Raw genomic sequence first — 23440 nt, forward strand, 5'->3', positions numbered from 1 at the left:
ACAGAGGAGAAAGCCATGGGCCAGAGCCGGCGACGGGTCGTCTTCATCGGCGCCGCAGGCGAGATGTGCCGCCTTGCGATCGAGCGGTTTGCGGTGGCCGCCGGTGACTGGGAGCTGGCGCTCTACGACATTCGCCCCGAACTCCTCGATCAGCTGTTGCGCCGGCTGCCCGCCGGGCTGGCCACCGCCGCCCGGCTTGACCTGTATGACCGTGAGGGCCTGCACAACGCCATCGACGGCGCCGCGCTCGTCGTACTCGGTGCGGGGCCGTACAACCGCACCGCCGGGCCGGTGATGGACGCGTGCCTGTCGGCCAAGGTGCCCTATCTCGACTTCGATGACGATATCGAGAGCACCCTGCACGCATTGACTCTGAATGACGCCGCTCAAGCGGCCGGGGTGCCGATGTACATCGGTTGCGGTGCATCGCCCGGCATCACCAACGTGATGGTTGCCGATGCGGCCGCCGAACTGGACAGTGTCGAGAACATCGACGTGTACTGGGTGGTCGGCGACGAGCGCGGTTCGATCGGTCGCGCGGTTCTCGACCACATGCTGCGCGTCGCCGCGGGCCCGTGCATGACATGGCAGAACGGCGGACCGGTGATGCACCAGTCCTGGCTGGAGACCCGCTGGACGGAGCTGGGTGCCGGGCTCGGACTGACCATGGTGCACGAAACCGCACATCCCGAGCCGGTGACCTTGCCGCGAAGGTACCCAGACGCGAAGAATATTCGGTGCTTCGGAGGACTGGACCCGGCGCCGTACAACGGGCTGATTCGCGGCGTCGGCCTGGCTGTGCAGAGAGGACAGATGCCGGTAGAAGAGGCGATCGACTTTCTGGAGGCCCTGCTGACCGGCAAGCTCGGCAGCCTGAAGGGCTGGCGGCACGCCTTGTCCGGAATGCACAACCTGGCACGCACCGGCGAGTCGACGCGCGCTGAACTGCTGAAATTCCTCGCACTGTCGGCGATGGGCCGTACCTTTCCCTACAAGTCCGGCCTCAAAGTCGAGGTGACCGGCCTACGCAACGGTCTGCCAATGGTGGCCAGTCGGCGCACTCCCGTGAGCGGTCCCGGAACCTATCTCTTCACCGACATGGCCGCGGCGACGGGCACCGCGTGCGCGGCGTTCATGGTTGTCGCCCTCGACAACGAATCAGCAGTTCGTGCAGGGGTTTTCACACCCGAAGAATGGACAGAACCGGAGCGGTTCTACCAGGCGCTCGAACGTGTCGGCACTCCGCGCGAGGAGATTCTCGACGGATACGGTACCCGATTCGTCCATCAGAACAGCGGAGGAGCGTAGCCATGACTACGACAAAGAGAATCGTCTTCATCGGCGCAGCCGGTGACATGTGCCGCGTCGCGATCGAGCGTTTCACGAAGGCCGCCGGTTACGGGGACTGGAAGTTGGAGTTGTACGACATCCGACCCGAAACCCTGCAGGACTTCGTCAGGAAATTTCCCGTCGGATCGGCGACGGTCGGGTCGTTCGATCTGTTCGACGGGGCCGCACTGCGTGAGGCAATCGACGGCGCGGCCCTCGTCGTGCTCGGCGCGGGTCCGTACAACCGCACCGCGGAGCCGGTGATGGAGGCCTGCATCGAAAAGCGGGTGCCCTACCTCGATCTCGACGACGACGAAGCCAGCACCCGAGCGGCCTTGAAGTTGGACACTCAGGCGAAAGAGGCCGGCGTAGCGATTCTGATCTGCTGCGGCGCCTCCCCGGGCCTGACCAATGTGATGGCCGCCGACGCGGCCCGCGATGTGGACACCGTCGAACGCATTGACGTGTGCTGGGCGACCGGCGACGAAGGACCGGTACCGCTTGGCCGCGCAGTGCTGGACCACGCGATCCGCGGTTTCGCCGGGCCGTGTTGGACCTGGGAGAACGGTCGCGCCGTTCAACACCAGACGTTCGTGGCGAACGATGTGATGGCGCTGGGCAATGCGATGGGCGACTACCGACTCTACGAATGCGCGCATCCGGAATCGGTGACGCTGCCCAGGCGTTGGCCGGAGGCGGACCGGATCCGGGTGCTGGGCGGTCTCCATCCGGCACCGACCAACGGCATCATGCGCGGCGTCGCGGTCGCCGTGCAGGAGGGCAATATCTCGATGGACGAGGCCATCGACTTCATCAACGAGATCATGACCGACAACAACGGATCGGCCAAGGTCTGGCGGCACGCCCTGTCGGGATTGTGGGGCACGGTTCGTCGCGGTGAGATCAGTGCGGTGGAGGTGCTGAAGTTCGTGGCGATGTCGGCCGTCCGCAAGCACCCACCGTTCCGCGGCATCAACTACGTGAAGGTGACGGGCACGCGCGACGGGGCGCATGTCGAGTCGGTGCGTCGGACCCCGGTCTGTGGGCCGGGTACCGCATGGACCACCATGGCGTCGCTCACTGGCTCGGCTACCGCGGCGTTCATGTTGTTGGCCGTCAACGAACTAGGTGATCTGGCCGGCGTTCTGGCTCCGGAGGACTGGGCCGACCCGGAGTCCTTCTACAGCGCTCTGGCAGCGACCGGCGGGTCGCCGCTGCACGAGGTGGTCCAGGCCTTGGTCACCCCGAGCTCGGCCGTGACGCAGCGAAAGGTCTTGTCCGGTGAAGCTTCTCACTGAAACCGGGTGGGCTCAATCACCTGCTGCCGAGCCCGCGCTGGCCGAGGACATCCGCTGCGATGTGGCAGTGATCGGCGGTGGGGTCGGTGGCATGTCAGCGGCGCTGAGGCTGGCCGAGTCCGGAGCCGATGTCGTCCTGCTGGAAGCCCAAACCTGCGGCTGGGGCGCAAGCTCACGCAACGCCGGTTACGTGACCAACTCGGTCGCCGCCGATCCGGGACTGCTGGCGCTACTGCTGTCCCGTGACAAGGTGCGCGCGCTGCTTCACTACGCCGAGGCGGCCGTGGAATTCACCCAGGACGTCATCGAGAACCGGGCTATCGCCTGCGAATTCGAGAAGGTGGGCATCGTGGTGGCCGCGGTGTCGAAGGGCCAGCTACGTAAGGCTCGGCGTAACGCCAAGATCATGGCGGAAGCGGGATCGTCGGCCGAGTTCGTCGAGGGCCCGGACGCAGGCCTACCGGAAGGCTTCCTCGGCGGTATACGGGAAGGTATCGGCGGCACCTTGAATCCAGGACGCTATGTCCTGGGGCTGCGTGACGTTGTCCTGGCTTCGGGGGCAAGGGTTTTCGAGCACACCCGAGTGCAGGACGTCACTGACAGTGGCTCCGAGGTGACCATCGCAACCGGTCGCGGCCGGGTACACGCCAACCAGGCGCTGCTCACCACCAATGCCTACGGCAAGGATCTCGCGATCACTCCCCGCCGCCTGGTCTCCCCGGTGTGGACCTCCCTGGTCGAAACCGAGCCCGTGTCCCCCGAACGTCTGGAGGCCATCGGCTGGACCAGTCGGGCACCGATGGTGACCTCGCACATGATTCTGGAGAGCTACCGGGTCACCCCGCGCAACACCGTCGTCTTCGGTACCCGGCGCCTGGAGACGACAAACGGACCGCTGGCCGCACGGACCCCGTCGGTACCTGTCGTCGACGACCTGGTCCGCGGATTCCGGGAACGCTTCCCAGGGCTGAGTGACGTCCGACCGCAACAGGCCTGGGGCGGCTGGATCGGCATGAGCTCGACCTGGCTGCCCGTGGCTGGACAGGCCTCGTCCAACGTGCTGTATTCGTTGGCCTGCAACGGCCACGGCTTTGCCCAGGCTCAATACGTGGGGCACCTGCTGGCCGGGCGGTTGGCCGGCGAACCCATGGCCGAGGACCTGCGAACCATCTGGCACACCGGCAGATTTTGGCCCAGCTTTGTCAACCAGCCGGCCCTGAACCTCGGCTGGTTCGCCGACCGGGTTCTCGATCGCCTCGCCCGCGCATAACCGCCACCATAGGGAGTAGCCATGGACGTCAAAGGTGCCTTGTTCGCACTCGCGGATCTCCTCATGATCTTCGCCGGGTTCGCCTACGGGTGGAAGTTCATCCGGAACTACAAGAATTATCTGCTCGGACTCGAATGGATCATCGTCGCCACCTCCGGGGTCAACTTCCTCATCTACGGGATGCTGCGACTGAGCCAGGACAGCACGAGTTTTCACGTCGCGATCTTCTTCGACGCATTCTCCAGGTCGGTCGGGATCACCCTGATCCTGGTGTTGGGACTGATGGCCGTCACCCACGGGTACAAGCCTTCTCGTGCAGTCGATATCGGCGTCTTCGCGCTCGCCGGGGTGGTGGGTTTGGGTCTGACGTTCTACGCATTGCGGACGGCATCGCCCGAGACGCACCACATCGGGCTGGCCGGCGCCGTGTTCCTGGTCGCGGTGAATGTGCTCACCAGTGTCTTCCTGCTCTATTTCGCCGGCCGGTTGTGGCGTGTCGGCGAGCGGGGCCACGCGGCGGCGGTCATCGTTGTCACGGCAATGGGAGCCGTCATCGCAGCGACGTACGACTTCTATCAGGTACCCGGCGACGACGTGAACCGGACGATGTTCTACACCGCGGCCCTGACCACCTGGGGGGTCCAGCTGATCGTCTACTACTACGGCTATCGCGCATTGAACAATCACATTCAGAGTGCCGGCCATCCGCAGCGAGATCGACAAATCGCCTGAAGCGCGGTTGCGTCGGCCCCACCATGGGGTGACAAGCGTGGTCAGTTCAACAGTCAGAGGTGTACTCATGTCCCTGTTCGATGTGCCCGAACGTGCGCAGCGATACCAGTCCGATCTGCTCGAGTTCATGGATGACCGCGTCTATCCGGCCGAGCCGATCTACGACGAGCAGATGGCCGCGGCCCGCGACCCACATTTTCATCCTCCGGTGCTGGAGGAGCTCAAAGCCGAGGCGCGAAAGCGCGGCCTGTGGAACCTTTTTCACCCTCATCCCGAATGGGGTCCTGGCCTGACCAACCTGGAGTACGCCCCACTGGCCGAGATCATGGGCCGCAGCCACATTGCCTCGGAGGCGTGCAACTGCAGTGCCCCGGACACCGGCAACATGGAAGTGCTCACGCTGTTCGGTACCGACGAGCACAAGGAGCGCTACCTCAAGCCGTTGCTGGACGGCACGATCCGCTCGGCCTTCGCGATGACCGAGCCCGCGGTGGCCAGCTCGGATGCCACGAACGTGCAGATGTCGATGGTCCGCGACGGTGACGAGTATGTGCTCAACGGGCGAAAGTGGTTCGCGTCCAACGGTATGCACCACAACTGCAAGGTGCTGATCGTGATGGGCAAGACCGATCCGGCCGCTGCGGTACACCGCCAGCAGTCGATGATGGTGGTGCCGATGGACGCACCCGGCCTCACGGTGCGCCGCAACCTGGGCGTCTTCGGCTATCAGGATCGTGAAGGGCATGCCGAGATCGACTTCGACGATGTCCGGGTGCCTGCCAACGATGTGCTCAAGGGCGAGGGCGAAGGTTTTGCGATCAGCCAGGCCCGATTGGGCCCGGGCCGCATCCACCACTGCATGCGGGCCATCGGGATGGCCGAGCGGGCTCTGGAATTGCTGTGCACGCGGGCGCAGTCCCGCGTCACGTTCGGCAAGCCGATCAGCGAGAACGCCAACATCCAGGACTGGATCGCCGAGTCCCGCATCGACATCGAGATGATCCGGCTCCTGACCCTCAAGGCTGCTTACCTCATGGACACCGTTGGCAACAAGGCGGCCCGCACCGAGATCGCCGCGATCAAGGTGGCCGCACCCAACATCGCGTTGAAGATCGTCGACCGGGCCATCCAAGTGCACGGCGGGGGCGGGGTCACCGAGGACTTCCCGCTTGCCATGGCCTGGGCCCACCTGCGTACGCTGCGGCTCGCCGACGGTCCCGACGAAGTGCACAAGCGTGCGATCGCCCGCCAGGAACTGGGCAAGTACCGGAAGGGAACACAGGCATGACAGGACTCGACCTCACCGGTCGTACCGCGATCGTCACGGGCTCCTCGCGAGGTATCGGTTTGGCTGCGGCGCAGGCGATCGCCGCGGCCGGCGGCAACGTGGTGCTGACCTCGCGACAGCAGGAATCCGCCGACGCCGCGGCGGCCGAGGTGGGCGGCACCGCGCTCGGCGTCGCGGCACACGCCGTCGATGAGGATGCCGCGAAACATTGCATCGACCTGGCACTGGACCGGTTCGGCAGCATCGACATCTTGGTCAACAACGCTGGGACCAATCCGTCCTTCGGCCCCGTCATAGACCAGGACCACGGCCGCTTCGCCAAGACCTTCGACGTCAACCTGTGGGCGCCGATCCTGTGGACGTCGCTGGCCACCCGGGCATGGATGGGCGAACACGGTGGTGCGGTGGTCAACACCGCCTCTATCGGCGGCCTGGGATTCGAGGCCAACCTCGGGCTGTACAACGCGTCTAAGGCGGCGCTGATCCACCTCACCAAGCAGCTGGCGCTGGAACTGTCGCCGAACGTGCGGGTCAATGCGGTGGCACCCGGGGTGGTGCGCACAAAGCTCGCCGAAGCACTGTGGAAAGAGCATGAGAGTCAACTGAATTCGGCCACCCCGCTCGGGCGGATCGGTGAACCGGACGATGTCGGGTCGGCCATCGCATTCCTGGTTTCGGATGCGGCAGGCTGGGTGACCGGCGAGACATTCGTCATCGACGGTGGGCAACACCTCGGCGACGCCCGGGCGTTCCGGTGACACCCACCGGCGTCGATGCCGTCGCTGTGGCCCGTTGGCTCGCGGACCTGGGCGTCGAGTATGCAGCTCCGCTGAGGTTCCAGCGGATCGGCCTCGGACAGTCGAATCTCACCTACCGCGTCACCGACGCGAGTGACCGCTCCTGGGTGTTGCGCAGGCCCCCGCTGGGACACCTACTGGCCTCGGCGCACGATGTCGTGCGGGAGGCGCGCATCATCGCCGCGCTGGCAGACACCGACGTTCCGGTGCCCCGGATCCTGGGTGTCACAACGGACTCCGACGTTCCGTTGGTGTTGATGGAGTTCGTTGACGGGTTGGTCGTCGACACCATGACCGTCGCCGAGGCGCTGACCCCGCAGCGTCGCCGCGAGATCGCCGAATTCATGCCGAGCACCTTGGGCAGGATCCATGGGGTCGATCTCGAGCAGACGGGGCTGGCGGATCTTGCCAGCCACAAGCCGTACGCGCAGCGTCAACTCAAACGGTGGTCGGCGCAATGGGAGCAGTCCAAGACCCGGGATCTGCCTGCACTGGACGACCTCACGCGTCGCCTCAATGCCGCGATTCCCGAGCAGCGGGAAATCAGCCTGGTGCACGGCGACTTTCACCTGCGCAATCTGATCACCGACCGCGACACCGGCGCGGTGGTGGCAACGCTTGACTGGGAGCTGTCCACTCTGGGGGATCCGATCGCCGACATGGGTACGCTGCTCACCTACTGGCCCGAGCCCGGTGAAACGACCGGGGCGGACTTCGCGCCGTCGACGCTGCAGGGGTTTCCCAGCCGTGCCGAGATGGCCCGGCTCTACCTGGATGAGACCGGGCGCGATCCGGCGGCCCTGCAGTACTGGCATGTGCTCGGGCTGTGGAAGCTGGCGATCATCGCCGAGGGCGTCATGCGCCGGGCGATGGACGAGCCAGAGAACAAGGCGGTCGCGGGCACCCCCACTGTGACGCGGATCGACTCGATCGTCGAGAAAGCCCGCGAGATCGCCGATGCGGCAGGACTTTCCCGGTGAGTCAACCGGGATCACGGTTCAGGGTGACGGGGTGAGGCGGCGCTGCTACAGCCAGTCACGGCGTTTGAACATCACATACAACAGGATGACCAGCACAACGATCAAAATGCTGCTGGCGATGAACCCGACGACGGTGTTGATTCCCGGGTACTCGACGTTCTGGCCGTAGAAGCCCGTGATCGCGGTTGGTACGGCGATGATGGCCGCCCAGCCGCTGAGTTTCTTCATCACGGTGTTGAGCCGCGCGTCCTGTAGGGACAGGTTGGTCTCGAACACCGTGGTGACCATGTCGCGCAGGGATTCGGTCCACTCCGAGGCCCGCAATACGTGGTCGTAGAGGTCGGCGTAAAGCGGGTCCAGTTCAGGGGCGGTCGTGGAAGACCCGGCGTCGAGCCTGCGGTGCTGGATGGTGCTCACCACTTCGCGCATGGGAAGTACCACCCGGCGCAGGTCGACCAGATCCTTGCGGAGCTGGAAGGTCCGCCGTTGCAGGCCGCGCTGTGGACCGCCGTCGGCGAACAGCTCATCCTCGAGTGATTCGATGGCGTCGTCCAGCGCCTCGACGGCTTCGAAGTGCCCGTCCACCACGACATCGAGCAGACCGTGCACCAGGGCGCCGACGCCGTACCGCTGGCCTCCGAGATCGTCGAAGCGCCGAGACACCTCGCTGATGTCGAATTCGGCCGCACCGTTGATGCTGGGCAGCCGGACGGTGATCAGGCCGCGCGGCAGCACGAATGCCGAGATGCGGTGTTTGACCAGCATCGAGGTGTCCTGCGCCGCGTCCTCATCGGGCGTCCGGGCGTCGATCGCGTACACCGTGAAGAACGTATGTGATTGGTACACCGAGGTTTTGGTGCGTTCCTTGGGTGCGACGGCGTCTTCCACAGCCCATATGTTGAGCCCGAGTTCACCGGCCAGTTCGCGGAGCGCCTCATGGTCGGGGTCGTAGATGTCGGCCCACACCAGGGCGTCCTGCTCGGCCAGGCAATCCGAAATGCCCGAGAATGTGAAACCGTCGACCGGTTCTCCGGATCGCCAGATGCGTCCCTGCACGTTCTTCATGCGGTCGCCACCATCGGCAGCAGGTACGTGCGCACGTAGTCGCGCGTGTCGTCCAGGCTCGTCAGTTTGATGCCGGTATGCGGAGTCACGATGAACGACAACGTAAGTCGGGTGTGTAGCTCCGCGACGGTGCGGAGGTGACGCTCCTGTGCGGCAGTGGTCGGGGTGGTCCCGTAGAGATCGGTGCGCAACTGTGCGGCCGAGTAATCCGTCGCGAAGTCGATGATGGCCCCGGCGTCGACGGTGAGGCTGGGCAGGATCGTCTCGGGTTCGGTACGCAGCAGCTTCTTGAGCAAGGCGTGATCCCGTAGGAAGGTCACCGTGAAGACGGTGCCGTAGACCAGGCGGTCCTCCAGGTTGTCGGCATGTGCCCGGGCCTGGGCGCTGCCGTCGAGATAGCGCCGCGCCTCGGACAGCACCAGTGCGTCGATGAGGGCGTCTTTGGTGGGAAACCGCCGGTAGAGCGTGGCGCGGCCGACACCGCTGCGGCGGGCCACATCCTCCATCGTCGTGCGCCGGATTCCGACGAGTTCCGCCTGTTCCAGCGTTGCGGAGAGGATCCGGGTGCTGATCGGATCCGGTTCGCGCACGCGGGCCAGCATGGCGGGATCCGGTTCGGCGAGGCGCCGCACGAAGTCCGCTGTTCGCGTCGATGTCACCGAACCACTCCTTGCCTGCATGCGCCGATCGTCGTAGCCTAACCATCGAGACGAGAGAGACGATGAGTGTCTATATGTCTCACACGTCTCATTCTAAAGATCGATCCGAGCGACGGGGCGCATATGGACATCAAGTTGTGGACGCGATGGATGGCACTGCACGCCATACCGAAGGCATTCATGTCGTTTCAAGGCCGGGTGGGCAACCCGATGGGCGCGTTGATCTCCAGTCACGGCAAGGGCATCGATCCATATCCGCTGATGGAGCAGATCCGCCGACGTGGCCCACTGGTGAAGACCCCGTTCGTCTGGGTCACCGTCGACCACGAGATCGCTCGGGAGATCCTGCGGGACAAGCAGTTCGGCGTCACCCCGCCCACAGGAATGGGGATGCCGAAACCGGTCCAGCAGCTGCTGGACCGGACCGATCCGAAAGTGGCCAACCCGGTTGAGCCGCCGGCGATGGTCATCGTCGATCCGCCGGCACACACGCAGTACCGGCAGCTGGTGGCACAGAGTTTCACCCCGCGCGCCATCGACAAGCTCGACGCCAGGGTGGCCGAGGTGACCACGGAACTCATCGACCGGCTCGCCGGCACGTCCCGGCCCGATCTGATCGCGGACTTCGCCGCCGTCCTTCCGGTCGCCATGATCGCCGAGATCCTCGGCCTGGCAGGCGAATCCCATGCGCAACTGCTCGGGTGGGGCCATGACGGGGCGCCACTGCTCGATATCGGGATCCCATGGCGGACCTACCGGCGCGGTATCGACGGGATGCGCGAGCTCGACGGTTTCCTCGCTGAGCTCTTCGACAAGGTCCGCGCCGGAGCTGCGGAGGACAACCCGTTCACCAAGATGGCCGCCGACCACACGCTGACCGACCACGAACTCGCCTCCAACGCAGCGCTTCTGATCGGCGCCGGGTTCGAAACCACCGTCAACCTCATCGGCAACGGGATCGTGTTGTTGCAGCGGCACCCCGATAAACTCGCTCTGCTGCGCGAGAATCCGGACCTGTGGCCCGCGGCGGTGGAGGAGATCCTGCGCATCGAAAGCCCGGTGCAGATGACCGCGCGTACCGCGCAATGCGACGTCGAGATCGGCGGGCAGCGGCTGCCGGCCGGAACCATGGTCGCGGTTCTGTTGGGTGGCGCCAACCGCGATCCGCGGGTGTTCGCCGAGCCGACTCGCTTCGACATCACCCGCCCCAACGCCCGTGACCACCTGGCCTTCGCATCGGGCATCCACGTCTGCCTGGGCGCGGCGCTGGCCCGCATCGAAGGTGCCACCGCCTTACGTGCGCTGTTCGAGGCCTATCCCGACCTGCGGCTGACCGAGACTCCCCGCCCGCGAGGGCTGGTCAATCTGCACGGGTACGCGAAGTTGCCGGCCCTGCTGGGAACCAGGCGCGCTGAGCCCGCCGGACTGGTCTGCTGAACTGGGTACTCTCGGTGGGGACCTGCCAGATCTTGAACGCGAGGCCCACACCCACATGACGGATTCCCCACTCGACGGACTGATGGCGCGCGTCGGCGGTGTCAGCGGCATGGTCTACTCGGCGTTGCCCGTGACCGTGTATGCGACGGTCTCGGCACTCTCGGGGCGGGTGCCCGCGATCATCGCCGCGCTGGCGACCGCGGCCGTCGTGCTCGGTTGGCAACTGCTGCGCCGCGAATCGGTAAGGCCCGCGCTGTGGGGATTCGTCGGTGTGGCGGCCTGTGCGCTGCTGGCCCTGGTGACCGGGCAGGCCAAGGACTTCTATCTCCCGGGCATCTGGATGTCGCTGGCCTCGGCCATCGCGATGACCGTCTCGATCCTGGTCAGGCGTCCACTCGTCGGGGTCATCTGGGCCTGGGCCACGGGCCGCGACAACACTTGGCGCCAGGTGCCCGGGGTGCGGCTGGTCTTCAACGTCGTCACCGCGGTCCTGGCGACGGTGTCCTGGTCGCGGTTCCTGGTGCAGAACTACCTCTACGACACGGGTCAGGATGGGCTGCTCGCGGTGGCGCGGCTGGCGATGGGCTGGCCCCTGTTCGTCGTGACCACCACGCTGGTTCTGCTCAGCGCCCGGTATGCGATCCGGGCGTTGCCACGCTCGGCAACCTGACCGGCCAATAAACTCACCACGATTTCAGCCCTTTTCGCACCGGGCTGACGTCTGTAGCAATACCGGGGTGAACGGAACGCTGCCTGGTTGCTGTCGTCGCTGAAGCCAATCGCCACATCCTGCTTCAGCAACAGAAAGCTGCCCACAGTGTCAGTGTTCGTCGACATCGTTCCCGGCGAGGCCGAAACCGGCTCGCCGCGCCCCACTCCGTCCTCCAACCGGTGGCGCGCCCGGCTCACCCGCTCGGCATTGCCGCTGTTGTCGGTCGTGGTGTTCTTCGCGGTATGGCAGGCCGTCGCGTGGGCCGGGATCTGGAACCAGACGTTCGTGCCCTACCCCTCGACGGTCTGGCGTGCCTTCGTCGACGTCTCGACCACCCATGACGGGGCCCGCGGCTACGCGGGATATCTGCTCTACGAACACCTCTACATGACGTTGCGTCGCGTATTCGCCGGCGTCGTCTTGGGAGTGGTCATCGGTGTCCTTCTGGGACTGCTGATGGGCTCGGTCGGATGGCTGCGCAGTGTGCTCGAGCCGTGGCTCACCTTCCTGCGAGCTCTGCCACCGCTGGCCTATTTCTTCCTGCTGGTGATCTGGCTCGGTATCGACGAGGCACCCAAGATCACTCTGCTGGCACTCGCAGCGCTGCCGCCCGCCGCGGTGGCCACCACGGCGGCCGTGGTCGCCGCACCGGTCGGGCTGCAAGAGGCGGCGCGGGCGTTGGGCGCCACCCGGTCACAGGTGATCCGTGACGTCGTGGTGCCCTCGGCGCTACCCGAAACCTTCACCGGGATCCGGCTGGCCGTCGGCATGGCGTACTCGTCGGTGGTGGCCGCAGAACTGTTCAACGGCATCCCCGGAATCGGCGGATTGGTCAAGGACGCAAGCAATTACAACAACACACCGGTCGTACTGGTCGGGATCTTCGCCATCGGGATCTCGGGTCTGGTGATCGACGGAGGTTTGCGGGCCGTTGAGCGACGTAGCGTCCCTTGGATCGGAAAGGTCTGAAAGATATGAAATTCAAAGCCTTGATGGTGGCAGCCGTCGCATCGGCCCTGGCGCTGTCCGGCTGCGCGGTCGACCACTCCGGGCAGGACGCCCAGAAGCCCACCATTCGCCTTGGCTACCAGTCCTTTCCGAGTGGGGACCTGATCGTCAAGAACAACAGGTGGCTCGAAGAGGCACTGCCCGATTACAACATCAAATGGACGAAGTTCGACTCCGGGGCCGATGTGAACACCGCGTTCATCGCCAAGGAACTGGACTTCGGTGCACTGGGCTCGAGTCCCGTGGCGCGCGGGTTGTCGGCCCCGCTGAACATTCCGTACAAGGTGGCCTTCGTGCTCGACGTCGCCGGTGACAACGAGGCCCTGGTGGCCCGTGACGGCGCAGGCGTCAACTCGATCGCCGACCTGCGGGGCAAGCGCGTCGCCACCCCGTTCGCATCCACCGCGCATTACAGTCTGCTGGCTGCGTTGGCGCAGAACGGCTTGTCGGCCAACGATGTTCAGTTGATCGACCTGCAGCCTCAGGCCATCTTGGCGGCGTGGGACCGGGGCGACATCGCGGCGGCCTACAGCTGGCTGCCCACGCTCGACCAGTTGCGCAAGTCCGGCAAGGACCTGATCACCAGCCGGCAGTTGGCCAAGGACGGCAAGCCGACACTGGATCTGGCCGCCGTGTCCGACGAGTTCTCCACCGCTCATCCCGAGGTCGTCGACGTCTGGCGTCAGCAGCAGGCCCGCGCCCTCAACGTCATCAAGAACGACCCGCAGGCCGCGGCAAAGGCGATCGCCGCCGAGGTCGGGCTCAGCCCGGAAGACGTTGCCGGACAACTCAAGCAGGGTGCCTATCTGACCCCGGCGCAGGTGGCCTCACCTGAGTGGCTGGGCACCGAGGGTGCGCCCGGGAACATCGCGGCCAATCTGCAGAGCGCGTCGCAGTTCCTGGCCGATCAGAAACAGATCCCGGCCGCCGCGCCACTGCAGAGGTTCAAGGACGCCGTCTACACGAAGGGATTGCCGGATGTCATCACCAAGCAGTGACACCTCCGGCGGCCTGTCGATCAAGAACGTCGCACACCGCTACGGGCGCGGCTCGGACGAGGTCACCGCGCTCGGCCCGGTGGATCTCGACGTCGAACCCGGCTCGTTCCTGGTCCTGGTCGGTGCTTCGGGGTGCGGCAAGAGCACGCTGCTGCGCCTGATCGCCGGTTTCGAGACGCCGTCGGAGGGCGAGGTCCAGGTCTCGGGCGGGCGCCCGACGCCCGGGGTCACTTCGGGCGTGGTGTTTCAGCAGCCGCGGCTGTTCCCGTGGCGCACCGTCGGCGGCAACGTGGACCTGGCGCTCAAGTACGCCAACGTGCCGCGTGAGTCACGGCCCGAGCGTCGAGCGGAGATACTCGAACGCGTCGGGCTGGAAGGCACAGCCAATCGCAAGATCTGGGAGATCAGCGGCGGGCAACAGCAGCGGGTGGCGATCGCGCGGGCGCTGGCCGCCGAGACGCCGCTGTTCCTGTTGGACGAGCCGTTCGCGGCACTGGACGCGCTGACCCGCGAGCGGTTGCAGGAGGATGTCCGCCAGGTGAGCGCGGAGTCCGGTCGCACAACGGTTTTCGTGACACACAGCGCCGACGAGGCGGCGTTCCTGGGCTCCCGGATCGTGGTGTTGACGCGCCGGCCCGGCAAGATCGCGCTGGATCTGCCGGTCGATCTGCCGCGCAGCGGCGTCGATGCGCATGAACTGCGGCGCTCACCGGAGTACCTCAGATTGCGGACGGATGTGAGTGAAGCCGTGAAGCTAGCCGCGGCGTAGCCGGGTGCGCCGAAAGTGACGCCATGGTCGTAAAACCGCGTGGGCAACGACCATGGCGTCACTTTCGACGGGCGTCGCGTCAGGCCCGCCGCTGCAGGAAATCGTCGATCAACGCGGCGACCTCGTCGACATGCGTCTCCAGCAGGAAGTGCCCGCCGGCGAGCAAGTGGATCTCGGCGTCGACAGCATCCTTGCCGAACGCCCGGGCACCGTCGGGGCCGAAGATCGGATCACCCTCGCCCCACACGGCGAGCACGGGAACCGCACTGCTGCGCAGGTATTCGTGCAGCGCCGGGTACAGAGGTGCGTTGGTGGCATAGTCACGGAACAGTTTGAGCTGCACCAGATCATTGCCCGGGCGGCCCACCATCGCCGCATCGTGCACCCAGGTGTCCGGGCTGACCAGACTTTCGTCGGAAACCTCGGTCAGGTACTGCCATTGGATGCCCTCGACGCTCAATGCGGTCCGCACTCCCGCCTCGGTCTCCGGGTTCTGCTCGCGCTGGTAGGCCCACACGCCGGTCCAGAAGCTCTCGACGAAGCCTTCGTCGTAGCCGTTGCCGTTCTGGCTGACGATCGCGGTGATGGCTTCCGGATGCCGCAGTGCGAGTCGCCAGCCGATCGGGGCGCCGTAGTCCTGGACGTAGATCGCGTAGCGGGACACCCCGAGTTGGTTCAGCAGGCTGTCGGTGAGGTCGGCGAGGGCGTCGAAGGTGTAGTCGAACTCGGTGACTGCCGGTGCATCGGAGTGTCCGTAGCCAAGGTGATCGGGTGCGATGACGTGGTAGCGGTCGGCCAACCGGGGAATGAGGTCGCGGAACATGTACGAGCTCGTCGGGAAGCCGTGGAGCAGAACGATGGCCGGTGCGTCCGGTGCGCCGGCCTCACGGTAGAACAGCCGCTGCCCGTCGACGTCGGCGAAGCGATGGTGAACCGTCATGTCTAACTCCCTTAACTGGTTTTGGTGGTTAGTGACATTCAACGTCGGACCGAATAACCTGTCAATAGCAATTTGGAGGTTAGGTATGGAGCTTCTGGAGTTGGGTCTCGGGGACGAGGCCCTACTGCTGGATCTGCTCAACACGACGCCGGTGATCGATGGGAGGCAGTGCGACATCCTCGCGGAACGCGTGCCGGCGCGGGACTGGCTGCGTGAGCACGCGGCGACGGAAGCCGAACTGACCGACCTCGTCGCGGCCAGGAACGTGCTTCAGGCGGTGGTGCGTGGGGACGAGACAGCGGCTGCGTTGGAGCCGATCGTCAACGGGGTGGCCCTGCGGGCGCGCGCCACGGAAGGTGGCGTCAGATGGGATCTTGACATCGACGACGCGCGGCGCGGTGCCGTGCGGGCCGTCCTGGCCTGGGACGCGTTGCGGGTCGCGAGTCCGGGGCGACTACGCGCGTGTGGGAATCCGGACTGCCGGTTGTTCCTGATCGATCGGAGCAAGCCGAACACCGCACGCTGGTGTTCGATGGCTACCTGCGGAAACCGCATGAAGGCGCGCCGATATCACCAGCGCGCCCGGAATACGAAGACTGACGAACAGTCCTGATTACACCGGGGGGTAGGCCGGCGGCGGGTAAACGCCACGCAGACCCCAGGCCAGCCACGGGAAGAAGAAGTCGCTCTCGTCGCTGAGGTCGTAGTCAGGATTCGGATCCATGCCCGGAGTCTAGTCGTAGAACGCAAGGCCGGAACAGGGTCGCGCGCGGAATTGCCTACACTCTTCAACCATCTAGTTGATTGATTTCCTGGGCAAGGTCCGGGCGATGCTGATAGTGAGTGTGCTATGTCATCCGATGCAGAGGGCGGGCGGGGCCGCGGCGGCGCGGCAGCCAACGGGACATCCCGCCGTGATGAACTGCTGACTGTCGCGGCCAAGCTGTTCGCTGCCCGTGGCTATCACGGCACCCGGATGGACGATGTCGCCGAGGCTGTCGGCCTCAACAAGGCCACGGTCTACCACTACTACTCGAGCAAGTCGCTGATCCTCTACGACATCTACAAGAGCACGGCGGACTTCACCGTCGAAGCGCTGCACGACGACCCCACCGCCTCGGCGCGGGAAACCATCTACAACTTCACCCGGCGGTTGCTGGTCGGTATCGCCAACGACCTGGAGCGCGCGGCCGTGTACTTCCAGGAGGGCCCCTACATCGCGGAGTGGTTCACCGAGGAGCAGGTGGCCTACATCCGCCACGCCGAGACCCAGGTCTACGAGCATGTTCGCGACGTGATCGACCGGGGCATAGCCAGCGGCGAGTTCTACGACTGCGATTCGCACGTCCTGGCGCTCGGCTACATCGGGATGACCCTGGGCTCATACCGCTGGCTACGCCCCCACGGCAGACGGACCGCCAAGGAGATCGCCGTGGAGTTCAGCACGGCGCTGCTGCGCGGGCTGATCCGCGACGAAATCGTGCGCAACGACTCCCCACTCGGTGTCGACGTCAACCAGACGTCCTAGGACTCAGGGGTGACCATGACTGATCTGTTCCGTCTGGACGGCAAGGTGGCCGTCGTCACCGGGGGCGGCCGTGGCATCGGTCTGATGATGGCCCGGGGCCTGTTGCAGGCTGGGGCGTCGGTGTACGTCTCGAGCCGCAAGGAGGCCGAGCTGGCCGCGGCGGTGGACGCGTTGTCCCCGCTCGGCCGGATCTCCGCGGTGCCGGCCGACCTCGGGACCGCCGAAGGGGTTGCCGCGTTGACCGCGGCGGTCACGGGCCGCGAAGACGCGATCCACGCGTTGTTCAACAACGCGGGCGCGGCCTGGGGCGCGCCCTACGAGCAGTTCCCGGAGTCCGGCTTCGACAAGGTCTACGACGTCAACGTCAAAGGCGTGTTCCTGCTCACCCGCGCGCTCACCCCGTTGCTGAATTCCGGTGCCACCGAAGAAGATCCGGCTCGCGTCATCAACACCGGCAGCATCGACGGCATCGTCGCGCCCGGCAAGGGGCGCGACAACTTCTCCTACAGCGCCAGCAAGGCCGCGGTGCACATGCTGACCAAGCATCTGGCCGGCGAGCTGGCCCCGAGGATCCTGGTCAACGCCATCGCGCCGGGGTTGTTCGAATCCCGGATGACCAAGGAGATGCTGCGCGCCGGATCCGATGCTGTGGGATCGGCCCTGCCGCTCGGTCGCATCGGGCAGCCCGACGACATCGCGGGCATCTCGGTGTTCCTGGCCAGCCGGGCCAGCGCCTACATCACCGGGGCCGTCATCCCCGTCGACGGCGGCGTGAGCACCATCAGGTGACGGGCAGGGTGAACCAGCCCCAGGCCAAGAAGGCGAACACGCCGAGATAGACGACGTCGCCGGCCATGTAGAGCCACTCGCTGCGACGGAATCTGGTCGTGGCCGCGCCCGCCATGAACAGTGCCAGGCCGCAGGCGGCCAGCGGTGTCAGCACCGGTACGACGCCCACCGCGACGGGAAGCACCAGGCCGACTGCGCCGACCAGTTTGATGGTCCCGATTGCCTTGAGGTGACCGTCACCGAAGTCGTCGACCCAATGCTGGGTCTTACCCATCGACCGGTACTTCTCCCGCGACGCCAACAGCATGGTGGTTCCGCCGGCCGCGTACGCCGCCCCGGCGATGATGGTGATGATCCAGAGAGTGATGTTCATTGCGCGCTCCGTTTCGTGGTTACGTCCAGCCGTTCCGGCTCGTCACTCTTATGACGGATCCGCACGAGGAGAGGTAACGCATGACGCCCGACGCATCACTGGCGGAGACATTCGAGCAACAGCGCCCGCGGCTGCTCGCCGTGGCTCACCGCGTCCTCGGTTCACGGGCTGACGCCGAGGACGCCGTCCAGGAAGCGTGGGTGCGGCTGTCCCGTCAGGACGCGGACACCATCGACAATGTCGCCGGATGGCTGACGACGGTGGTGGGCCGCATCTGTATCGACACGCTGCGAGCACGTACCAGCCGCGCCGAAGTGTCCGCCGTCGACATACCTGAACTCGTCGTCACCGAGGACGTCGACACACCGGAGGACGCCGCGGTGCTCGCGGACTCGGTCGGGCTGGCGATGCTCGTCGTGCTGGGATCGCTGCGCCCGGACGAACGGCTCGCTTTCGTCCTGCACGACATGTTCGCCGTGCCGTTCGCCGAGATCGGGCAGATCCTCGACAGGTCGAGCGATGCCGTCAAGATGATGGCCAGCCGGGCGCGCCGGAAGGTGCAGGATGTGCCGCCGCCCGCCGGCGGCCGCCGCCGCAAACAGGAGCAGCGTGAGGTTGTCGACGCCTTCCTGGCCGCCGCGCGGGACGGCGACTTCGAGGCACTGTTGCGCGTGCTGGATCCCGACGTCACGTGGCAGCGGTACACGGCCGCCGGCGTCACCGTCGGGGCCGGACGGGACGCCATCGTCTCTGCGGTCCGGCGCGGCCAGGGCACCCGTGTCGTGGCGCGGCGAGTGTCGGTCAACGGCGAGCCAGGAATTCTGGCGTGGGGGCCGACTGGCCGTCCGCTCGGCGTGATGGCCTGCGTGGTCGAGGGGGACCGGCTGGTCGGGATCGTGTCGATCGTCGATCCAGGACGGCTGGCGCGGATGTCGCTGCCCGAGCCACCCGCCGACGATTAACCTGGCCGCATGAAGTCGACGATCCTCTCGCGGCGTGACCTGGATTTCCTGCTCTACGAGTGGTTGGACGTCGAAAAGCTCACCGCACTCGACCGATTCACCGAGCACTCCCGCGAGACCTTCGACGGCGTGCTGGATCTGTGCGAACAACTCGCGACCCGCTACTTCGCGCCCCACAACAAACTCAGCGACGCGAACGAGCCGACGTTCGACGGGCAGACCGTCACGCTGATCCCCGACGTCAAAGAAGCGTGGGACGCGTTCGCGGCGGCCGATCTGATCGCGATGGGGATGGACGCGGAGGTCGGCGGCGCGCAGCTACCGGTCACCGTCGCGCAGGCCGCGTTCGCCTGGATCGCCGCGGCCAACGTGTCGACGTCGGGCTATGTGATGTTGACGATCGCCAACGCCAATCTGGTGGCGCACTTCGGTACTCCGGAGCAGATCGAGACCTTCGTCAAACCGATGCTGGCCGGCCGGTTCTCGGGCACCATGGCGTTGTCGGAGACCCAGGCCGGATCGTCGCTGGCCGACATCACCACCCGCGCCGAGCCGCAGCCCGACGGCACGTACCGGCTGTTCGGTTCCAAGATGTGGATCTCGGGCGCCGAGCATGACCTCACCGAGAACATCGTCAACCTCGTGCTCGCCAAGATTCCCGGTGGCCCGGCCGGCACCAAGGGCATCTCGCTGTTCATCGTGCCCAAGTTCCTGGCCGACGGCACCCGCAACGGGGTGGCAATCTCCGGACTGAATCACAAGATGGGGCAACGCGGAATCACCAACACGGTGCTGAACTTCGACGGCGCCACCGGCTATCTCGTGGGCGAACCGCACCGCGGCATCGTCTACATGTTCCACATGATGAACGAGGCCCGCCTGGGCGTCGGGATGGGCGCCGTGGCGCTCGGCTACACCGGCTATCTCAAGTCACTGGAGTACGCGCGCGAGCGTCCGCAGGGCAGGCCTCTCGGTGTGAAGGATCCGTCGACCCCGCAGGTGCCGATCATCGAGCACGCCGATGTCAAGCGAATGTTGCTGGCGCAGAAGGCCTATGTCGAAGGCGGGCTTGCCCTTCTGCTGTACTGCGCCAACCTCATAGACAGGGACGCCACCGGTGACAGTGCCGTCCTCGACATTCTCACCCCGGTCGCCAAGAGCTGGCCGTCGCAGTGGTGCGTGGAGGCCAACAGCCTGGCGATCCAGGTCCACGGTGGCTACGGCTACACCCGCGAGTACGACGTCGAGCAGCACTACCGCGACAACCGGCTCAACCCGATCCACGAGGGCACCCACGGCATCCAGAGCCTGGATCTTCTGGGCCGCAAGGTGACCCAGAACGGTGGAGCCAGCGTGGTGGCGCTGGGGGAGCGGGTCGCGGCGACCGTAACGGCTGCCGCGGCGGTCGCGCCGGAGCTGGCCGCGCAACTCGATGCCGCGTGGCAGCGGATGGTCGCGGTGACCGGCGCGATGTTCGCCTCCGGTGACGTCGAGACCGCGATGGCCAACAGCGCGGTGTATCTGGAGGCGTTCGGCCACATCGTGGTGGCGTGGATCTGGCTGGAGCAGTTGATGGCCGCCGAGGGCCGCGCCGGGGATTTCTATGACGGCAAACGGCAGGCCGCGCAGTACTTCTTCCGTTACGAATTACCCAAGACCGCACCGCAATTGGATCTGCTGGAGAGCCTGGATCGGACCACGCTGGAGATGCGCGACAGCTGGTTCTAGCCGAACTCGATGATCTGGCGGACGGCCCGTCCGTCGGCCAGCTCATCCATGCCGGTATTGATCTGATCGAGCGTGATGGTCGAGGACACCAGCTGCTCGACGGGTAGCCGTCCGGCTCGCCAGAGCTCAACGAATCGCGGGATGTCGCGTGCCGGGACCGCCGAGCCCAGATAGCTTCCGATGAGCGATCGGCCTTCGGCGACGAAACCCAAGGGCGACACCGAGATTCGTGCGTCCGGCCGGGGTAGGCCGACGGTGATGGTGCGCCCGCCGGGGCCGGTGAGCGCGATCGCGGTTTCCAGTGCGACGGGGTGGCCTGCGGCTTCGATCACCACGTCGGCCTTGAGATCGGCGGCCTGCTCGGGGGTGTAGGTCTCGTGCACGCCCAGCTCGCGGGCCCGCGTGAGTTTGTCCGGCAGCTGGTCCACGCCGACGACCCGGACGTCGTCATGCGCGAGCGCGGTCATGGCAGCCGCCATGCCGACGCCTCCCAGACCGACGACCGCCACGGTTTGGCCCGGCCGCGGGGTGCCGACGTTGAGCACGGCCCCACCGCCCGTGAGTACCGCACACCCCAATAAGGACGCGACGACTGCTGGGACGTCATCGGGGACGGGCACCACCGAGCGGCGGTCGACGACAGCGTAGGTGGCGAAACCGGATACGCCGAGGTGGTGGAACACCGGTTGGCCGTCACGGGTCAGCCGGATGTCGCCGTTCATCAAGGTGCCTGCGCCGTTGGCGGTCGATCCCGGCCCGCACGGGGTGAGCCCGTCGGTGGCGCAGGCGGGGCAGTGCCCGCAGCGCGGCAGGAACGTCATCACCACTCGCCGGCCCACCGGCAGATCGGTGTCGCCGGCCTCGACGATCCCGGCGGCTTCATGGCCCAACAACATCGGGACGGGGCGCACCCGATTGCCGTCCACCACCGAGAGGTCGGAGTGGCACAACCCCGCGGCCTCGATGCGCACCAGCAGTTCGCCGGGTCCGGGTTCGGCGAGCTCGAGGTCGCTCACCCGGATCGGATGTGACTCGGCGTACGGGCGGGGGAGTCCGATGTGCTCGAGGACGGCGCCGCGGATCTTCATACCCATCAGCCTGTCAGACTCCAGGAATGACCGACGGAGCCCAGTTGAACCGTGAGGATTTTCCGCTGCACTGGCCGGTGCTGACCAGATGGACCGACAACGACATGTTCGGCCACCTCAACAACGCGGTGTACTACGAGTTGTTCGACACCGCGATCAACGCCTGGATCAACACCAACTGTGACGTCGATCCCGTCAACGCGCCATGGTTGGGCGTGGTCGCCGAGTCGGGCTGCCGTTACTTCGCGGAGTTGAAGTTTCCCGACCCGTTGGTCGTCGGACTGGCGGTCGCCCGGCTGGGGAACAGCAGCGTCACCTACCGGCTCGGATTGTTCGAGCCCGACGGTCCGGTGGCGGCCGTGGGCCACTGGGTGCACGTGTACGTGGACCGGACCACGCGCCGTCCGGTACCGATTCCCGCCGTGATCCGCGATCTGCTGCAGTCGATATGCTCGCCGGATGCCACTCGTGAGCAAGACCGTCGAGGTTGATGCCCCTTCCGAGAAGATCCTGGCGATCGTCGCCGATTTCGAGGCCTATCCGCAGTGGAACCCCGAGATCAAGGGTTGCTGGATCCTGGCCCGCTACGACGACGGCCGCCCCAGCCAGCTGCGTCTCGACGTCGAGATCCAGGGGCAGTCCGGCGTCTTCATCAACGCGGTCTACTACCCGGCGGAGAACCAGATCTTCACCGTGCTGCAGCAAGGTGACCACTTCACCAAGCAGGAGCAGCGGTTCTCGGTCGTCCCATTGGGACCGAACAACACCTTGCTTCAGGTCGATCTGGAGGTTGAGGTCAAGCTGCCGATTCCGGCCATGATGGTCAAGAAGCTCATCGGCGACACCCTGGACCACCTGGCCAACGCGCTCACCACCAGGGTCCAGCAGCTGTCCGCTTAGGCCGCGGTCAGGCCGTCAGTCCCACATCCCGATCTGGTTCAGCCGCGCGATGAGCCGCTGGGAGGCATCGGTGAACTGATTCGAGTTCAGCTCGATCGCGGCCGCGGTGTCGCGTCGTCGCAGAGCGTCGATCAGCAGCCGGTGATTCTCCACGGCCTCGGTTCCCCACTCCGGATCCGTCGAATAGATCAGGGCGGGCAGGTACCGCGCGACGTGCAGCAGGAACCAGGCCAGTTTGATCCGGCCGCTGGCGTGGTTGAAGGCCCGGTGGAAGGCGAACTCGGCGGACGAGATGGCCCGGGGATCGCGATCGTCCACGGCGGTCGCGAGGTCGGAGTTGAGCTGTTCGAGCTCGTCGATCTGGGCCGAGGTGATGAGGGTGGTGGCGGTGGCGGCCAGCTCACGCGCGATGGTGGCCTGCAGCCAGAAGATGTCTTCGACGTCGGCGCGGGTCAGGGGCACCACGACGTGTCCGCGGTTCGGTTCCAGCTGCACCATGCCCTCGCCGCGCAGTGTGCGCAGTGCCTCCCGTACGGGCGTGATGCTGACCCCGAGCGCCGCGGCGGTCTCGTCGAGCCGGATGAACGTCCCGGGGCGCAGCACCCCGGTCATGATCTCGGCCCGCAGCTGGGCGGCGACCTCGTCGGAAAGCTGCTCGCGCCGTCCTCCGCGACGACGTTGCACGGCCGCTCTGGCAGGTGCGTTCACGCGAATCCGGTCGCCTTTCTGGTGGGCTTGTCGCCGAGGCGCCGAGGCCATAGTGTGACCGGGGCAACCCCATGTTTGATCA

26 protein-coding genes are annotated in these 23440 nt (G+C 66.0%); 19 read left to right on the forward strand and 7 right to left on the reverse strand.

From position 1 onward, the window contains the following. Positions 1 to 15: 15 nt before the first annotated feature. From H977_RS34290 to H977_RS0131925, 7 genes are all read left to right on the forward strand, one after another. On the forward strand, positions 16 to 1308 hold the full coding sequence (locus H977_RS34290; RefSeq protein WP_051289266.1) for a saccharopine dehydrogenase family protein: 1293 nt from the start codon (positions 16 to 18) through the stop codon (positions 1306 to 1308). A 2-nt stretch (positions 1309 to 1310) separates the two neighbouring features. Continuing rightward, complete coding sequence (locus H977_RS34295; protein WP_036477842.1) at positions 1311 to 2627, forward strand: saccharopine dehydrogenase family protein; 1317 nt, start codon at positions 1311 to 1313, stop codon at positions 2625 to 2627. Continuing rightward, positions 2611 to 3897, forward strand: a complete 1287-nt coding sequence (locus H977_RS0131905; RefSeq protein ID WP_029111677.1) for an NAD(P)/FAD-dependent oxidoreductase — start codon at positions 2611 to 2613, stop codon at positions 3895 to 3897. The genes H977_RS34295 and H977_RS0131905 overlap by 17 nt, the downstream gene beginning before the upstream one ends. Before the next feature lie 21 nt (positions 3898 to 3918). Beyond that, entirely contained in the window at positions 3919 to 4629 is a 711-nt protein-coding gene (locus tag H977_RS0131910) for a hypothetical protein (RefSeq protein ID WP_029111678.1), read from the forward strand. A 67-nt stretch (positions 4630 to 4696) separates the two neighbouring features. Continuing rightward, the gene (locus H977_RS0131915; RefSeq protein WP_029111679.1) at positions 4697 to 5917 is read left to right on the forward strand and encodes an acyl-CoA dehydrogenase family protein; all 1221 of its coding nucleotides are present in this window, start codon (positions 4697 to 4699) and stop codon (positions 5915 to 5917) included. Next, entirely contained in the window at positions 5914 to 6675 is a 762-nt protein-coding gene (locus H977_RS0131920) for an SDR family oxidoreductase (protein ID WP_029111680.1), read from the forward strand. The genes H977_RS0131915 and H977_RS0131920 overlap by 4 nt, the downstream gene beginning before the upstream one ends. After that, positions 6672 to 7694 (forward strand): phosphotransferase family protein, encoded by a 1023-nt coding sequence (locus H977_RS0131925; RefSeq protein ID WP_029111681.1) that lies wholly within the window; start codon positions 6672 to 6674, stop codon positions 7692 to 7694. Before H977_RS0131920 ends, H977_RS0131925 begins: the two co-directional genes overlap by 4 nt. A gap of 45 nt (positions 7695 to 7739) precedes the next feature. On the opposite strand, the gene H977_RS0131930 is transcribed toward H977_RS0131925, so the two are convergent. Both H977_RS0131930 and H977_RS0131935 read right to left on the reverse strand, forming a co-directional pair. After that, on the reverse strand, positions 7740 to 8759 hold the full coding sequence (locus H977_RS0131930; RefSeq protein ID WP_029111682.1) for a magnesium transporter CorA family protein: 1020 nt from the start codon (positions 8757 to 8759) through the stop codon (positions 7740 to 7742). After that, positions 8756 to 9418 (reverse strand): TetR/AcrR family transcriptional regulator, encoded by a 663-nt coding sequence (locus H977_RS0131935; RefSeq protein WP_029111683.1) that lies wholly within the window; start codon positions 9416 to 9418, stop codon positions 8756 to 8758. The genes H977_RS0131930 and H977_RS0131935 overlap by 4 nt, the downstream gene beginning before the upstream one ends. 123 nt (positions 9419 to 9541) lie before the next feature. Here H977_RS0131935 and H977_RS0131940 point away from each other — a divergent pair, with 123 nt between their 5' ends. From H977_RS0131940 to H977_RS0131960, 5 genes are all read left to right on the forward strand, one after another. Then, the gene (locus H977_RS0131940) at positions 9542 to 10855 is read left to right on the forward strand and encodes a cytochrome P450 (RefSeq protein ID WP_029111684.1); all 1314 of its coding nucleotides are present in this window, start codon (positions 9542 to 9544) and stop codon (positions 10853 to 10855) included. A gap of 55 nt (positions 10856 to 10910) precedes the next feature. Beyond that, positions 10911 to 11525 (forward strand): DUF3159 domain-containing protein, encoded by a 615-nt coding sequence (locus tag H977_RS0131945; RefSeq protein WP_029111685.1) that lies wholly within the window; start codon positions 10911 to 10913, stop codon positions 11523 to 11525. A 147-nt stretch (positions 11526 to 11672) separates the two neighbouring features. Beyond that, a complete protein-coding gene (locus H977_RS0131950) occupies positions 11673 to 12536 on the forward strand; it encodes an ABC transporter permease (RefSeq protein ID WP_029111686.1) in 864 nt (287 codons plus the stop codon). Between the two features lie 5 nt (positions 12537 to 12541). After that, positions 12542 to 13573 (forward strand): taurine ABC transporter substrate-binding protein, encoded by a 1032-nt coding sequence (locus H977_RS0131955; RefSeq protein WP_029111687.1) that lies wholly within the window; start codon positions 12542 to 12544, stop codon positions 13571 to 13573. Continuing rightward, positions 13554 to 14342, forward strand: a complete 789-nt coding sequence (locus tag H977_RS0131960) for an ABC transporter ATP-binding protein (protein WP_029111688.1) — start codon at positions 13554 to 13556, stop codon at positions 14340 to 14342. The genes H977_RS0131955 and H977_RS0131960 overlap by 20 nt, the downstream gene beginning before the upstream one ends. A gap of 79 nt (positions 14343 to 14421) precedes the next feature. Here the strand turns inward: H977_RS0131960 and H977_RS0131965 are convergent, their stop codons facing one another. After that, a complete protein-coding gene (locus tag H977_RS0131965; RefSeq protein ID WP_029111689.1) occupies positions 14422 to 15282 on the reverse strand; it encodes an alpha/beta fold hydrolase in 861 nt (286 codons plus the stop codon). Between the two features lie 85 nt (positions 15283 to 15367). Here H977_RS0131965 and H977_RS0131970 point away from each other — a divergent pair, with 85 nt between their 5' ends. Then, the gene (locus H977_RS0131970) at positions 15368 to 15895 is read left to right on the forward strand and encodes a CGNR zinc finger domain-containing protein (protein WP_029111690.1); all 528 of its coding nucleotides are present in this window, start codon (positions 15368 to 15370) and stop codon (positions 15893 to 15895) included. Here H977_RS0131970 and H977_RS35525 read toward each other — a convergent pair whose 3' ends face one another. Then, complete coding sequence (locus H977_RS35525; protein WP_003883225.1) at positions 15896 to 16006, reverse strand: hypothetical protein; 111 nt, start codon at positions 16004 to 16006, stop codon at positions 15896 to 15898. It lies immediately after the preceding gene. A 126-nt stretch (positions 16007 to 16132) separates the two neighbouring features. Between H977_RS35525 and H977_RS0131980 the strand changes: the two genes are divergently transcribed. Then, positions 16133 to 16810: a TetR/AcrR family transcriptional regulator gene (locus H977_RS0131980; protein WP_029111691.1), complete on the forward strand. Its 678-nt coding sequence runs from the start codon at positions 16133 to 16135 to the stop codon at positions 16808 to 16810. 15 nt (positions 16811 to 16825) lie between these two features. Next, positions 16826 to 17599, forward strand: a complete 774-nt coding sequence (locus tag H977_RS0131985) for an SDR family oxidoreductase (RefSeq protein ID WP_029111692.1) — start codon at positions 16826 to 16828, stop codon at positions 17597 to 17599. Here H977_RS0131985 and H977_RS0131990 read toward each other — a convergent pair. Beyond that, positions 17592 to 17972 carry a DoxX family protein gene (locus H977_RS0131990; RefSeq protein ID WP_029111693.1) on the reverse strand — a complete coding sequence of 127 codons (381 nt, stop codon included), beginning with the start codon at positions 17970 to 17972 and terminating at the stop codon, positions 17592 to 17594. The genes H977_RS0131985 and H977_RS0131990 overlap by 8 nt on opposite strands. An 80-nt stretch (positions 17973 to 18052) precedes the next feature. Between H977_RS0131990 and H977_RS0131995 the strand changes: the two genes are divergently transcribed. Both H977_RS0131995 and H977_RS0132000 read left to right on the forward strand, forming a co-directional pair. Beyond that, on the forward strand, positions 18053 to 18934 hold the full coding sequence (locus tag H977_RS0131995) for a sigma-70 family RNA polymerase sigma factor (protein WP_029111694.1): 882 nt from the start codon (positions 18053 to 18055) through the stop codon (positions 18932 to 18934). A 9-nt stretch (positions 18935 to 18943) separates the two neighbouring features. Next, positions 18944 to 20662, forward strand: a complete 1719-nt coding sequence (locus H977_RS0132000) for an acyl-CoA dehydrogenase (protein ID WP_029111695.1) — start codon at positions 18944 to 18946, stop codon at positions 20660 to 20662. On the opposite strand, the gene H977_RS0132005 is transcribed toward H977_RS0132000, so the two are convergent. Then, entirely contained in the window at positions 20659 to 21750 is a 1092-nt protein-coding gene (locus H977_RS0132005) for an alcohol dehydrogenase catalytic domain-containing protein (RefSeq protein ID WP_036477848.1), read from the reverse strand. The genes H977_RS0132000 and H977_RS0132005 overlap by 4 nt on opposite strands. Positions 21751 to 21776: 26 nt before the next feature. Between H977_RS0132005 and H977_RS0132010 the strand changes: the two genes are divergently transcribed. Both H977_RS0132010 and H977_RS0132015 read left to right on the forward strand, forming a co-directional pair. After that, a complete protein-coding gene (locus tag H977_RS0132010; RefSeq protein ID WP_029111727.1) occupies positions 21777 to 22241 on the forward strand; it encodes an acyl-CoA thioesterase in 465 nt (154 codons plus the stop codon). Continuing rightward, positions 22210 to 22650, forward strand: coding sequence for an SRPBCC family protein (locus tag H977_RS0132015; RefSeq protein WP_029111697.1), 441 nt, complete (start codon positions 22210 to 22212; stop codon positions 22648 to 22650). The genes H977_RS0132010 and H977_RS0132015 overlap by 32 nt, the downstream gene beginning before the upstream one ends. 15 nt (positions 22651 to 22665) lie before the next feature. Here H977_RS0132015 and H977_RS0132020 read toward each other — a convergent pair whose 3' ends face one another. Next, positions 22666 to 23358 carry a GntR family transcriptional regulator gene (locus H977_RS0132020; protein WP_029111698.1) on the reverse strand — a complete coding sequence of 231 codons (693 nt, stop codon included), beginning with the start codon at positions 23356 to 23358 and terminating at the stop codon, positions 22666 to 22668. Positions 23359 to 23440 lie beyond the last annotated feature (82 nt).

The organism is Mycobacterium sp. URHD0025, assembly GCF_000426065.1.
Lineage (GTDB): Bacteria > Actinomycetota > Actinomycetes > Mycobacteriales > Mycobacteriaceae > Mycobacterium.

Excerpts from the sequence above, each read along its gene's own strand:
- H977_RS34290 (WP_051289266.1), top strand. The coding sequence starts at position 16 with ATGGGCCAGAGCCGGCGACGGGTCGTCTTCATCGGCGCCGCAGGCGAG.
- H977_RS34295 (WP_036477842.1), top strand. The coding sequence starts at position 1,311 with ATGACTACGACAAAGAGAATCGTCTTCATCGGCGCAGCCGGTGACATG.
- H977_RS0131910 (WP_029111678.1), top strand. The coding sequence starts at position 3,919 with ATGGACGTCAAAGGTGCCTTGTTCGCACTCGCGGATCTCCTCATGATC.
- H977_RS0131915 (WP_029111679.1), top strand. The coding sequence starts at position 4,697 with ATGTCCCTGTTCGATGTGCCCGAACGTGCGCAGCGATACCAGTCCGAT.
- H977_RS0131920 (WP_029111680.1), top strand. The coding sequence starts at position 5,914 with ATGACAGGACTCGACCTCACCGGTCGTACCGCGATCGTCACGGGCTCC.
- H977_RS0131930 (WP_029111682.1), bottom strand. The coding sequence starts at position 8,759 with ATGAAGAACGTGCAGGGACGCATCTGGCGATCCGGAGAACCGGTCGAC.
- H977_RS0131940 (WP_029111684.1), top strand. The coding sequence starts at position 9,542 with ATGGACATCAAGTTGTGGACGCGATGGATGGCACTGCACGCCATACCG.
- H977_RS0131945 (WP_029111685.1), top strand. The coding sequence starts at position 10,911 with ATGACGGATTCCCCACTCGACGGACTGATGGCGCGCGTCGGCGGTGTC.
- H977_RS0131955 (WP_029111687.1), top strand. The coding sequence starts at position 12,542 with ATGAAATTCAAAGCCTTGATGGTGGCAGCCGTCGCATCGGCCCTGGCG.
- H977_RS0131960 (WP_029111688.1), top strand. The coding sequence starts at position 13,554 with ATGTCATCACCAAGCAGTGACACCTCCGGCGGCCTGTCGATCAAGAAC.
- H977_RS0131965 (WP_029111689.1), bottom strand. The coding sequence starts at position 15,282 with ATGACGGTTCACCATCGCTTCGCCGACGTCGACGGGCAGCGGCTGTTC.
- H977_RS0131970 (WP_029111690.1), top strand. The coding sequence starts at position 15,368 with ATGGAGCTTCTGGAGTTGGGTCTCGGGGACGAGGCCCTACTGCTGGAT.
- H977_RS35525 (WP_003883225.1), bottom strand. The coding sequence starts at position 16,006 with ATGGATCCGAATCCTGACTACGACCTCAGCGACGAGAGCGACTTCTTC.
- H977_RS0131980 (WP_029111691.1), top strand. The coding sequence starts at position 16,133 with ATGTCATCCGATGCAGAGGGCGGGCGGGGCCGCGGCGGCGCGGCAGCC.
- H977_RS0131985 (WP_029111692.1), top strand. The coding sequence starts at position 16,826 with ATGACTGATCTGTTCCGTCTGGACGGCAAGGTGGCCGTCGTCACCGGG.
- H977_RS0131990 (WP_029111693.1), bottom strand. The coding sequence starts at position 17,972 with ATGAACATCACTCTCTGGATCATCACCATCATCGCCGGGGCGGCGTAC.
- H977_RS0131995 (WP_029111694.1), top strand. The coding sequence starts at position 18,053 with ATGACGCCCGACGCATCACTGGCGGAGACATTCGAGCAACAGCGCCCG.
- H977_RS0132000 (WP_029111695.1), top strand. The coding sequence starts at position 18,944 with ATGAAGTCGACGATCCTCTCGCGGCGTGACCTGGATTTCCTGCTCTAC.
- H977_RS0132005 (WP_036477848.1), bottom strand. The coding sequence starts at position 21,750 with ATGAAGATCCGCGGCGCCGTCCTCGAGCACATCGGACTCCCCCGCCCG.
- H977_RS0132010 (WP_029111727.1), top strand. The coding sequence starts at position 21,777 with ATGACCGACGGAGCCCAGTTGAACCGTGAGGATTTTCCGCTGCACTGG.
- H977_RS0132015 (WP_029111697.1), top strand. The coding sequence starts at position 22,210 with ATGCCACTCGTGAGCAAGACCGTCGAGGTTGATGCCCCTTCCGAGAAG.